The 12306-nt window shown below is 71.3% G+C and carries 10 protein-coding genes; 3 read left to right on the top strand and 7 right to left on the bottom strand.

Annotation, left to right across the window (positions count from 1 at the left end):
* Positions 1–84: 84 nt before the first annotated feature.
* From FGF04_RS34030 to FGF04_RS34005, 6 genes are all read right to left on the bottom strand, one after another.
* Positions 85–765, bottom strand: a complete 681-nt coding sequence (locus FGF04_RS34030; protein ID WP_149515252.1) for a response regulator — start codon at positions 763–765, stop codon at positions 85–87.
* A complete protein-coding gene (locus FGF04_RS34025; protein WP_149515251.1) occupies positions 762–2459 on the bottom strand; it encodes a sensor histidine kinase in 1698 nt (565 codons plus the stop codon). Before FGF04_RS34025 ends, FGF04_RS34030 begins: the two co-directional genes overlap by 4 nt.
* Before the next feature lie 88 nt (positions 2460–2547).
* Complete coding sequence (locus FGF04_RS34020) at positions 2548–3480, bottom strand: sucrase ferredoxin (protein WP_149515250.1); 933 nt, start codon at positions 3478–3480, stop codon at positions 2548–2550.
* 346 nt (positions 3481–3826) lie between these two features.
* A complete protein-coding gene (locus tag FGF04_RS34015; RefSeq protein WP_235882636.1) occupies positions 3827–4072 on the bottom strand; it encodes a hypothetical protein in 246 nt (81 codons plus the stop codon).
* Between the two features lie 133 nt (positions 4073–4205).
* A complete protein-coding gene (locus FGF04_RS34010) occupies positions 4206–4442 on the bottom strand; it encodes a hypothetical protein (protein WP_149515444.1) in 237 nt (78 codons plus the stop codon).
* A 121-nt stretch (positions 4443–4563) separates the two neighbouring features.
* Positions 4564–5082 carry a DUF6082 family protein gene (locus tag FGF04_RS34005; RefSeq protein WP_149515248.1) on the bottom strand — a complete coding sequence of 173 codons (519 nt, stop codon included), beginning with the start codon at positions 5080–5082 and terminating at the stop codon, positions 4564–4566.
* Positions 5083–5400: 318 nt separating this feature from the next.
* On the opposite strand from FGF04_RS34005, the gene FGF04_RS34000 reads away from it, so the two are divergent.
* Positions 5401–6522 carry a CobW family GTP-binding protein gene (locus tag FGF04_RS34000; protein ID WP_149515247.1) on the top strand — a complete coding sequence of 374 codons (1122 nt, stop codon included), beginning with the start codon at positions 5401–5403 and terminating at the stop codon, positions 6520–6522.
* A 13-nt stretch (positions 6523–6535) separates the two neighbouring features.
* On the opposite strand, the gene FGF04_RS33995 is transcribed toward FGF04_RS34000, so the two are convergent.
* The gene (locus tag FGF04_RS33995) at positions 6536–8986 is read right to left on the bottom strand and encodes a DNA gyrase/topoisomerase IV subunit A (protein ID WP_149515246.1); all 2451 of its coding nucleotides are present in this window, start codon (positions 8984–8986) and stop codon (positions 6536–6538) included.
* Positions 8987–9427: 441 nt separating this feature from the next.
* Between FGF04_RS33995 and FGF04_RS33990 the strand changes: the two genes are divergently transcribed.
* Positions 9428–10798: a M16 family metallopeptidase gene (locus FGF04_RS33990; RefSeq protein WP_188114352.1), complete on the top strand. Its 1371-nt coding sequence runs from the start codon at positions 9428–9430 to the stop codon at positions 10796–10798.
* The gene (locus FGF04_RS33985) at positions 10795–12183 is read left to right on the top strand and encodes a M16 family metallopeptidase (RefSeq protein WP_149515244.1); all 1389 of its coding nucleotides are present in this window, start codon (positions 10795–10797) and stop codon (positions 12181–12183) included. Before FGF04_RS33990 ends, FGF04_RS33985 begins: the two co-directional genes overlap by 4 nt.
* Positions 12184–12306 lie beyond the last annotated feature (123 nt).

The following is a 12306-nucleotide window of genomic DNA, read 5'->3' as shown; positions in this document are numbered from 1 at the left end:
TCACGGGCCCAAGGACCACGGGGCTGCGGATCACGGGTCCGGAGACCACGGAGCTGCGGATCACAGCCCCGTGGACCATGGTGCTCAGGCGCGGGTCGCCCAGACGTAGCGGTGTTCGGGGCGGCCCGCGTCGCCGTACTTCAGGCTCAGCGTGGCCCGCCCGGTGCGCTCCAGGAGCTTCAGGTAGCGCTGGGCGGTCTGCCGGCTGAGCCCGGTCCGGTCGGCGAGCTCCTGGGCGGACAGGGGCCTCTCCGCGCTCATCAGGGCCTGGCGCACGGCCTCCGCGGTGGCGGGTGAGTGCCCCTTGGGCAGATCCGGTTCGGTGCCCGCCGAGAGGGCGCCGAAGATCCGGTCGACCTCGGCCTGCTCGGCCTCGCCGCCGCCGTCCAGGGTGCGGCGCAGCTCGGCGTACGCCTCCAGCTTCGCGCGGAGCCCGGCGAAGGCGAACGGTTTCACCAGGTACTGGAGGGCGCCGTGCCGCATCGCCGCCTGGACCGTGGTGACGTCCCGCGCCGCGGTCACCATGATCACGTCGGTCTGGTGGCCGCGCCGCCGCATCTCCCGTACGACCGCGAGTCCCGTGTCGTCGGGCAGGTAGTGGTCGAGCAGCACCAGGTCCAGCCGGGGCAGCGCCTCCACCTGCCGCAGCGCCTCCGCCGCCGAGTGCGCCTCGCCCGCCACGTGGAAGCCGGCGACCTTCCCCACGTAGGCGGCGTTGACCCGCGCGACCCGGACGTCGTCGTCCACGACCAGTACCTCGATCATCGCGCTTCCCCCTCGGCGGTCGTGGCGGTCGTCCCCCGTGCGGGGCCGAACTCGGACTCGGACCCGGGCCCGGGTGCGGGCGCCGGTTCCGCGAGCGCCTCCGGCAGCACGACCGTGAACTCCGCGCCGCCGCCCTCCGCCTCCGCGACCCGTGCGCTGCCACCCTGCCGCTCGGCGAGCCTGCGCACCAGCGGCAGGCCGATTCCGCGCCCACGGTGGGCCGGCGGCTCCTTGGTGGACCAGCCGTCCGTGAAGACCAGCTCGCGCTGTCCCGCGGGGACGCCCGGTCCGGTGTCGCGTACGGCGAGCACGGCCGTACGCCCCTCCGCCCGCAGTTCGACCTCCACGCGCGCGTGCCGGGTGCCCGCCACGGCGTCGAGCGCGTTGTCGACGAGGTTCCCGACGATCGTGACCAGCCCGCGGGGATCCACCAGCCGGTCGGGGAGCAGCGTGCCGTCGGAGATGCGCAGGGCCACCGCACGCTCCGCCGCGACGGTCGCCTTGCCCACCAGGAGGGCGGCGAGCAACGGGTCGTGGATCTTCCCGGTGACCTGTTCCGCGGTGGCCCGGTGGTCGCCGACCACCTCACCGACGAACTCCACGGCGTCGTCGAACATCTCCAGTTCCAGCAGGCCGAGCAGGGTGTGCATCCGGTTGGCGTACTCGTGGTCCTGCGCGCGCAGGGCGTCGATCAGACCGCGGGTGGAGTCGAGTTCACGGCCCAGCTGCTCCAGCTCCGTGCGGTCGCGCAGGGTGGCGACGGTCCCGCCGTCGTCGGTCGGCATCCGGTTCGCGACCAGGACCCGCTGTCCGCGCACGGTGAGCAGATCGGTCCCGCCGACGGTTCCGGCCAGCACGTCGGCCGTACGCCCCTCGCCGAGCGCCGCGCCGAGCGGCTGCCCCACTGCCTCGTCACCCAGGCCGAGCAGCCGCCGTGCCTCGTCGTTGAGCAGCCGGATCCTGCCGTCGCGGTCCAGCGCGACCACCCCCTCCCTGATGCCGTGCAGCATGGCCTCACGCTCCGCCAGGAGCCCGGCGATGTCGGAGAAGGCCAGATCGCGGGTCTGCCGCTGCACCCGCCGCGAGATCACATAGGCCGCCAGCGCGCCGACGGCCAGGGCGCCGCCCGCGTAGGCGAAGAGCCCCGGGATCGCATGGACCAGACGGGCCCGCACACTGTCGTACTCGATGCCGACCGACACCGCACCGACGATCAGGCCGTCGGCGTCGCGCAACGGCACCTTGCCGCGCGCAGAGCGGCCCAGCGTGCCGTCGTCGATCTGCATGACCTCCCGGCCGGCCAGCGCCTGCCGCGGGTCGGTGGAGACGCGCCTGCCGATCTCGGCGGCGTTGGTGTGCGACCAGCGCACCCCGCGCATGTCCATGACCACGACGTACTCGGCCCCGCTCGCCCTGCGCACCCGCTCCGCCTCGGCCTGCACGGGCCCGTCCGCCGAGGGGGCCGTCGACGTCAGCTCCTCGGCGAGCTGCGGCTGCGCCGCCGCGGTCTGCGCGATCGCGAGCGCGCGGCGCATCGCCTGGTCGTCCAGCTGGTCGCTGAGCGGGGCGAGGAACAGCCCCGTCGCGAGTACGGCGACCCCGGCGGCGATCGCCACCTGCATCAGCAGCACCTGCGAGAACATCCGCTTCGGCATCCCGAGGCGCAGTCGCCGGGCAGGGGGAGGGGAACTCATACCCACGACGGTACGGGCAGCGGTGCCGAGCTCCGCGGGAGGTGTGGCGCGGATCTCGTCGAAACCGCTGGTCAGCGGGGCGCGGGGATCAGGCCGCGGTACGCGACAGCTCGCGCACCGCCAGGACGTCCATCCGCGCCGGCGACCCCAGGGGCGAGCCGCAGCTCTGCGGCCGGGGCGGCGACGAGGCCCCCTGGGCGACCGTGACGAGCCAGCGGCGGCCGTCGGTGTGGGCGACCGTCACCTCCCAGTGGGGCGCCTGGCCCTCGGTGCGGACCACGGTGAGCACTCCGGCCGCGTCCTCGGAGACCGCCGCCCGCACGGCCAGTTCGGCGGCCTGGCCGGGCCGTTCCCACGCGGAGCTGCCACGGCACCCCTCGGTGACGACACGCCCTTCCCGCACGCCCTGGAGGACCTCCTTGACCGCGTGGGCCTCGGCGCGCCCGTACGCGTAGCCGAACGGCAGCACGAGGAGGGTGGGCGAGAAGCGGTGGCCCCCCAGGTGGGTGACCTCCCACGCGCCGTCCACTCCGGAGGCGGCGAGTTCGGCGGCGAGGGGGCGGCCCAGGAGGGCGCAGCACCGGTCGCGCTTGCCGTTGGTGCACACCAGGGCGAGCGGGCCGCCGGGGTGGGGCCGGCCGCCGAGAGCCCTGTCGAAGGTGCCTGCCCGGCCCCCGCCGAGTGCGGCGAAGTCGAGGTCGAGCAGCCGCTCCGGGTCCGACGTGGTGGCGCTGTGCAGCCATACGTTCCCCGGAGCGGTGTGGGCCGCGTACACCTGGCGCTCGGCGGTCGTGCGGCAGTCGGCGTGCCGCCCCGGACGGCGGATCAGCGCGATGCGTACGCCGGTGCCCTCGGCCGCCTCGTCCAGGGCGCGGCCCAGCGCGGGGTCCAGGTGGCTCGATGTCAGCGCGTCGGCGCCCCAGGGACCCGGCTGTTCGACCAGCAACCACGTCCTCGCCGTGGCGGCAGTTCCCGCGAGGGGCTCTTCCAGGTCCCGTGAGACCTTCGCGCACGTACTCACAGAGGTGAGCCTAACCTGACCAACCCCCGAAGGCTTCCGGGACGCGTGGTGTCACTGCTCCGGAAGTGGCTGGACAATGTGATGTCCGGTTCAAGCGGCCGAGCTCCGGCCAAGGGTGGAGTGCGGGTTCAACCGGGTCCGGTGGTCACCGGTGGACCGTCGGCCCGAAGCCTGTGCGCCGAGAGCGCCGGAGACGGTGCTCTCGGCAGTGACCGTGCGGAAGCAGGCCTGGCCGCCAGTGCAGCCAGGCCTTTCGCAGTGGGGATCTCAGTGTCCTGTCGCGGTTGGGGGGCGACGGGATGGTCCGTTGGGATGCGGTTTTCCTGCCGTATGGGGTTTTCTCGCCTCAGGCATCCGGGATGTCGAACTTGGCGCGAATTAGCGTTTCCCGGGTGATGACCACGATCCGCTCGTCACTTGACCGCCCCGCGTCGGCCGGTAGCTTGCCCTCAAGGGAGTCGGTTCTGTCCGCTCCGATAACTGCAAAAGAGCCGTCGCTCAGCTCAAAAATATCTGGGCAGGTGTTGCCGTCGAGGCTTCCGCGCTGCCGTGGGGACACGCCAATGCGGCGCGTGATGTCTAGTGAGGTCACAGAGCGTAGCCAACACCATAGGGGCATCCCGAAGCAAATCAATCGTAGCGCCAGAAGATTCCTGGGATGAACGGTTATTCGAATAGGCGGTGACCTAATCGTGGGCTTATGAGACCGCAGTTCTCGGATGCGGTTAGCGGTCGGGAATGTCGGCCTTGGCGCGGATCAGCGTCTCGCGACTGATGACCACGATGCGCTCATGGTCGGCCCGCGCTGCGTCGGCGGGAAGTTCGTCCTGGAGTGCTTCTGTGGCATCCGTTCCGATGATGGCGAAGCTGCCGTCGCTCAGTTCGAAAATGTCGGGGCAGGTCTCACCTGAGATGCTGCCGCGCTTGCGAGGTGAGGGGCCGATGCGACGAATGATCTTCAGCGTAACCCGCTCCAAGTGGTCGGAGGACGCGACGGTGAATGGGTAGGGAGTGTTTGCTGGCATGAACGACAAACCTACCCACGTTGACGGCGCTGCGTGAAACCCGGACGACCGGATGAACTCACTCGTGTGGATCTCCCACGACCCACCATTCGTCGGTATCGGCCTCATCGAGGTCGTTGATGAGGTTGTCCATCAAGCGCCCTACCTGGGCTTCGATCGAACTTGCTTCCAGGCTGGCGCGAGCAGGCCGCGTCACTTCCCAGTATTCGCGGAAGATTGGATTCTGTACGGTACCGCGCAGATGACCGAAGAGTTCGGCTCGATTTACGTTGCCGATGCGGTAAGCGAGCAACGCGTTGGTGTACAGCGCGTTGGCAAAGAGGAACTGGCGGTACTTCGCAGACGGAATGGCACCGTCGTGCGTATCGAGTACGGCGGCCAGCGCGGGGTCCTCCAGTGCTTTGCTCAACAACTCCCAGTGAAGTCGCTGCTGGTTGGCGAGGTTGATGTGCTGCTCGCTCAGCCGCAGCCTCCTGGACTGCCGCTGCTGGACGACGAGAACGCCGATGGCTGCCGCGAAGGTCAGCCCGACCGCTGCGGCCGAGCCGCATCCCCGTGCAAAGTTCTGTGTGGCCATGTCAACCCCCGGATCAGGCGGCCGTCCGCCGGTCGTCGGGTGCGGGTCGACTGATGGGGACCGGCGAGCGTTGGGCGGCGCTTGCCGTCTCCCAGGGTGCCGAGTGGATCGGTTCTGCTGGGAGGCGGAGAAGCGGCGCACGGAGGGAAGCGCGGGTCGCGCAACTCGGCGCCTTGACTGACGTGTGCCCCGCGAGCGCCGCTAACAATCGTTCACTTCGCGTGGTATCCGGCGGCTCGTATCCTTGGTGGGCATTCGTTTCCCGTAGTGAGAGCCGGTTCGTGAGCCGGTGTGCGCATTGGTGAAAGAGGTCGCACGTTGAGTCAGGCGAGCCCCCGCCAGATCCCCGTCCTCGTCCTCGCCGGCTTCCTCGGATCCGGTAAGACCACCCTCCTCAACCACCTCCTGCACCGCAGCGGCGGCAGCCGTATCGGGGCCGTCGTCAACGACTTCGGGGCCATCGAGATCGATGCCATGGCGGTCGCCGGAGCGCTCGGCGACTCCACCGTCTCCCTCGGGAACGGCTGCCTGTGTTGCGCCGTCGACTCCAGCGAGCTCGACCTCTACCTGGACCGGCTCGCCCGCCCCGTCGTCCGGATGGACGTGATCGTCATCGAGGCGAGCGGCCTCGCCGAACCGCAGGAGCTGGTCAAGATGCTCCTCGCCAGCGAGAACCCGCACATCGTCTACGGCGGTCTCGTCGAGGTCGTCGACGCCGCCGAGTTCGACGCCACTCGCGAGAAGCACCCCGAGATCGACCGGCATCTCGCCCTCGCCGACCTCGTCGTCGTCAACAAGACGGACCGGGCCGACGATCCCGACCGCGTGCTCCGGCTGGTGCGGACGCTCGCCGACGGTGCCGCCGTCGTCCCCGCCTCCTACGGACGGATCGACCCCGGGTTCCTCTTCGACTGCCGGCCGGCCGAGGAGCGCCTCGGCCAGCTCTCCTTCGACGACCTGCACCGCGATGAGGGGGAGGACGCCTCTGACGGGACCGACGGGCATCACCGGCATCTGCACTCCGGCTACGACTCCCTCTCCTTCACCTCCGAAGCACCCCTCTCGCCCCGGCGGCTGATGGACTTCCTCGACAGCAGGCCCGACGGGCTGTACCGGATCAAGGGGTACGTCGACTTCGGCCCGTCCGATCCCCGCAACCGCTACGCCGTCCACGCCGTGGGGCGGTTCCTGCGCTTCTACCCGGAGCCCTGGCCGCCGGGCGGGCCGGCGGAGCGCCTCACCCAGCTCGTGCTCATCGGCTCGGGCATCGACACGCCCGCGCTCGGCAAGGAACTGGAGGCGTGCAAGGACGACGCCCCACACGCCGACGAGCACGGCATGTGGGGCGTCCTCAGGTACGTACAGGAACCTGACGTACCCGAGCAGGAGACGGAATCACGGATGCAGGAGACGGAGTCACCCAGGGAAGACGTGCTCTAGGCCGGGCCCGCCTCTAGGCCGGGCCCGCCACCACCGACACCGTCTTCGCCAGCGAGACCCCCGAGCCGTCGCGGCGTGGGTCCATGTCGGGCAGTTCCGCGGGCGTGCCGTCCTTCTGGGCGGCGCGCGCCGGAGCGGGGCCCGCCCACGCCAGGCTCAGGCAGTCCTCGCCCTTCAGGAACCGCTGGCAGCGCACCCCGCCCGTGGCGCGCCCCTTGCGCGGATACTGGTCGAAGGGGGTCAGCTTGGCGGTCGTCTGGACGGAGTCGTCCAGCGTGCCGCGCGAGCCCGCCACGGTGAAGACCACCGCGTCCACGGCCGGGTCGACCGCCGTGAACGAGATGACCTTGGCGCCGTCCGTGAGCTTCACGCCCGTCATGCCGCCCGCCGGCCGGCCCTGCGGACGGACCTGGGACGCCTGATAGCGCAGCAGCTGCGCGTCGTCGGTGATGAAGACCAGGTCCTCCTCGCCCGTGCGCAGCTCGGCCCCGCCGACAATCCGGTCGCCGTCCTTGAGGGTGATGACCTCCAGCTCCTCCTTGTTGGAGGGATAGTCCGGCACCACGCGCTTGACCACGCCCTGCTGCGTGCCGAGCGCCAGGCCCGGCGACGACTCGTCGAGCGTCGTCAGGCAGACCACCTGCTCGTCGCCCTCCAGGGCCAGGAACTCCGAGACCGGAGCGCCCCCGGAGAGGTTCGGGGCGGCGGCGGTCTCGGGGAGCTGCGGGAGGTCGATGACGTTGATGCGCAGCAGCCGCCCGGTGGAGGTGACCGCGCCGACCTCGCCCAGCGCCGTCGCCGGGACGGCGGAGACGATCAGGTCGTGCTTGACGCGCCGTTCGCCGCCCTCGCCGAAGGGCTCGCCGTTGGCCGTGCGCGCGAGCAGCCCCGTCGACGACAGGAGCACCCGGCACGGGTCGTCCGCCACCTGCAGCGGCACGGCCGCGGCGGTCGAGCCGGCGGACTCCAGCAGCACCGTGCGCCGGTCGGTGCCGAACTTCTTCGCCACCGCGGCCAGCTCGCTGGAGACGAGCTTGCGCAGCTCGGCGTCCGACTCCAGGATGCCGGTCAGCTCGTCGATCTCGCCGTTGAGCCGGTCGCGCTCGGTCTCCAGCTCGATGCGGTCGAACTTGGTCAGCCGGCGCAGCGGCGTGTCCAGGATGTACTGCGTCTGGATCTCGCTCAGCGAGAAGTGCTCGATCAGGCGCTGCTTGGCCTGCGCTGAGTTCTCGCTGGAGCGGATGAGCCGGATGACCTCGTCGATGTCCAGCAGCGCGACGAGCAGGCCCTCGACCAGGTGCAGCCGGTCGCGCTTCTTCGTGCGGCGGAACTCGCTGCGGCGGCGCACGACCTCGAAGCGGTGGTCGAGGTACACCTCCAGCAGTTCTTTCAGGCCCAGCGTGAGCGGCTGGCCGTCCACCAGCGCCACGTTGTTGATGCCGAAGGACTCCTCCATCGGCGTCAGCTTGTAGAGCTGCTCCAGGACGGCCTCCGGCACGAAGCCGTTCTTGATCTCGATGACCAGTCGCAGGCCGTGCGCCCGGTCGGTGAGGTCCTTGACGTCCGCGATGCCCTGCAGTTTCTTCGCGTTGACCAGGTCCTTGATCTTGGCGATCACCTTCTCCGGACCGACGGTGAAGGGCAGTTCGGTGACGACGAGGCCCTTGCGGCGCGCCGTCACGTTCTCCACGGCGACCGTCGCACGGATCTTGAAGGTGCCGCGGCCCTTCTCGTACGCGTCCCTGATCCCGGACAGGCCGACGATCCGGCCGCCGGTGGGCAGGTCGGGTCCCGGGACGTGCTTCATGAGCGTGTCGAGGTCGGCGCCGGGGTGGCGGATCAGGTGGCGGGCGGCGGCGATGACCTCGCCCAGGTTGTGCGGCGCCATGTTCGTCGCCATGCCGACCGCGATGCCCGACGCACCGTTGACCAGGAGGTTCGGGTACGCGGCCGGGAGGACCGCGGGCTCCTGCTCCTGGCCGTCGTAGTTCGGGGCGAAGTCGACCGTGTTCTCCTCGATCGACTCCGTCATGAGGGAGGTGGCGTCGGCCATCCGCGCCTCGGTGTACCGCATGGCGGCCGGCGGGTCGTCGTTGCCCAGCGAACCGAAGTTGCCGTGGCCGTCGACCAGGGGCAGCCGCATGGAGAAGGGCTGGGCCAGGCGCACCAGGGCGTCGTAGATCGACGCGTCCCCGTGGGGGTGGAGCTTGCCCATGACCTCGCCGACGACGCGGGCGCACTTCACGTAGCCCCGGTCGGGGCGCAGGCCCATCTCGTTCATCTGGTAGACGATGCGGCGGTGGACCGGTTTGAGGCCGTCGCGGGCGTCCGGCAGGGCTCGGGAGTAGATGACCGAGTACGCGTACTCAAGGAAGGAGCCCTGCATCTCGTCGACGACGTCGATGTCGAGGATGCGCTCCTCGAAGTCGTCCGGAGGCGGGGTCTTCGTGCTGCGGCGGGCCATCGCTGCTGCGACTCCTTCACAGTCTCTGCCGGGGCATGAACGGGTTCTGACGGGTCTGACGCGGTCCATTGTGGACCTGAGGACTGACAACGCGGACCACGACCCGTCCGTACGGGCCTCGCGGACCAGGCGCGCCACCGCCTCGACAGGCCTCGCGGACCGCGCCGAGGAGGCCCCGGAAGGCCCGGCGGGCACGGCCTCCGGCTGTCTGCGTAGGTCCCAGGACGCTACCGCGTCACCGGCCGCGCGAGGTTCTGGAGGCTACCCCGTCGCCGGCCCGGGAGCGCCCGTGCTCGTACGACCGTACGAGACGGAGCGGCCGGCGTGCTCGCTCTCGGCGTACGCGACGCGGGAACTTCGCCAGCTGTCCGCGCGCTTGCATACAGTGGCAGGACTAGCAGGAATCCAGCATTTCCCGCGATCGAAGGGACGTACATGCCCATGGGTCACACGGCCACAGCTGAGGCCGGTTCCGGCGGCCTGACAGCGACCGAGCACCGCCTGGCCAACGGCCTGCGTGTGGTGCTCTCCGAGGACCACCTGACCCCGGTCGCGGCGGTGTGCCTCTGGTACGACGTCGGCTCGCGCCACGAGGTGGAGGGCCGCACCGGACTCGCCCACCTCTTCGAGCACCTCATGTTCCAGGGCTCCGGCCAGGTCAAGGGCAACGGCCACTTCGAACTGGTGCAGGGCGCGGGCGGTTCGCTCAACGGGACGACGAGCTTCGAGCGCACCAACTACTTCGAGACCATGCCGACGCACCAGCTGGAGCTCGCCCTCTGGCTGGAGGCGGACCGGATGGGCTCGCTGCTCGCCGCCCTCGACGAGGAGTCGATGGAAAACCAGCGGGACGTCGTCAAGAACGAGCGCCGCCAGCGCTACGACAACGTCCCCTACGGCACGGCCTTCGAGAAGCTGACCGCCCTCGCCTACCCGGAGGGCCACCCGTACCACCACACGCCCATCGGGTCGATGGCGGACCTGGACGCGGCCACCCTGGAGGACGCCCGCGCCTTCTTCCGCACCTACTACGCGCCCAACAACGCCGTGCTGTCGATCGTCGGCGACATCGACCCGGAGCAGACGCTCGCCTGGGTCGAGAAGTACTTCGGCTCCATCGCCGGCCACGACGGCAAGCCCGCCCCGCGCGACGGCTCGCTCCCGGAGACCATCGGCGGCCAGCTGCGCGAGGTCGTCGTGGAGGAGGTCCCGGCCCGCGCGCTGATGGCCGCCTACCGGCTCCCGGAGGACGGCACGCGCGCGGCGGACGCCGCCGACCTGGCCCTGACCGTCCTCGGCGGCGGCGAGTCGTCCCGGCTCTACAACCGGCTCGTACGCCGTGACCGCACGGCCGTCGCCGCCGGGTTCGGCCTGCTGCGCCTCGCCGGGGCGCCCTCCCTGGGGTGGCTGGACGTGAAGACGTCCGGGGACGTCGAGGTCCCGGTGATCGAGGCCGCCGTCGACGAGGAGCTCGCCCGGTTCGCCGCGGAGGGCCCCACGGCCGAGGAGATGGAGCGCGCCCAGGCCCAGCTGGAGCGCGAGTGGCTGGACCGCCTCGGCACGGTCGCGGGCCGCGCCGACGAACTGTGCCGGTACGCCGTCCTGTTCGGCGACCCGCAGCTCGCCCTGACCGCCGTGCAGCGCGTCCTGGACATCACCGCGGAGGAAGTCCAGGAGGTCGCCAAGGCCCGCCTGCGCCCCGACAACCGCGCGGTGCTGGTCTACGAGCCGCTGGCCCCCGAGGAGCCCGCCGCCGACGCCACCACCACCGACGCCGCCACCACCGACACCGACGAGGAGGCGGCCAAGTGACCGAGCTCGCCACGATGGAGTTCCACCCGCGGCCCCAGGCCGGCGAAGCCCGGCCCTGGGCCTTCCCGGCGCCCGAGCGCGGCACGCTCGACAACGGCCTGACGCTGCTGCGCTGCCACCGCCCCGGCCAGCAGGTCGTCGCCGTCGAGGTGCTCCTGGCCGCCCCGCTGGAGGCCGAGCCGAAGGGCCTGGACGGCATCGCCACGATCATGGCGAGGGCCTTCTCGGAGGGCACCGACAAGCACTCCGCCGAGGAGTTCGCCGCCGAGCTGGAGCGCAGCGGCGCCACGCTCGACGCCCACGCCGACCACCCCGGCGTCCGGCTCAGCCTCGAAGTCCCCGTCTCCCGGCTGCCCAAGGCGCTGGGCCTGCTCGCCGACGCCCTCAGGGCGCCCGCGTTCGACGACGGGGAGATCGAGCGGCTGGTGCGCAACCGCCTCGACGAGATTCCGCACGAGACCGCCAACCCGGCCCGCCGGGCCGCCAAGGAGCTGTCCCGGCAGCTCTTCCCGGCGGACTCCCGCATGTCGCGCCCGCGCCAGGGCACCGAGGAGACGGTCGCCGCGATCGACTCCGCGGCCGTGCGCGCCTTCTACGAGAAGCACGTACGCCCGGCCACGGCCACCGCGGTCGTCGTCGGCGACCTCACCGGCGTCGACCTCGACGCGCTGCTCGCGGACACGCTCGGCGCCTGGACCGGCTCGCAGGCCGAGGCGCGTCCCGTGCCGCCGGTGACCGCCGACGACACCGGCCGGGTGATCATCGTCGACCGGCCCGGCGCCGTGCAGACGCAGCTGCTCATCGGCCGCGTCGGCCCCGACCGGCACGACCGCGTGTGGCCCGCCCAGGTGCTCGGCACGTACTGCCTCGGCGGCACCCTCACCTCCCGCCTGGACCGCGTCCTGCGCGAGGAGAAGGGATACACCTACGGCGTACGGGCGTTCGGGCAGGTGCTGCGCTCCGCCCCGGACGGCACGGGCCTGTCGATGCTCGCCATCAGCGGCTCCGTGGACACCCCGAACACCGGCCCGGCGCTCGACGACCTCTGGAAGGTGCTGCGCACGCTCGCGGCCGAGGGGCTGACCGACGCCGAGCGGGACGTCGCCGTGCAGAACCTGGTGGGCGTGGCGCCCCTGAAGTACGAGACCGCGGCCGCCGTCGCGGGCACGCTCGCCGACCAGGTCGAGCAGCACCTGCCCGACGACTTCCAGGCGACGCTGTACCGGCAGCTCGCCGCCACCGGCACCGTGGAGGCCACCGCGGCCGCCGTGAACGCCTTCCCGGTGGACCGGCTGGTGACCGTCCTCGTCGGGGACGCCTCGCAGATCGAGGAGCCCGTCAGGGCCCTCGGCATCGGCGAAGTGAGCGTCGTGACGGCCGAGTAGGGGCCAAGCAGGAAGCCGAGCAGGGAGCCGGACAGCGACCGGCGGCGACGGGGCCCGGGCGGACGGACGAACCGCCCGGGCCCCGTCGCGTCCGCCTTCGTCCATGGTTGATCAAGGGTGTCC

Origin of the sequence: Streptomyces apricus (genome assembly GCF_008369065.1) — a bacterium.
Classification (GTDB): Bacteria; Actinomycetota; Actinomycetes; order Streptomycetales; family Streptomycetaceae; genus Streptomyces; species Streptomyces apricus.
This window is presented reverse-complemented; position numbering and strand designations above follow the sequence as displayed.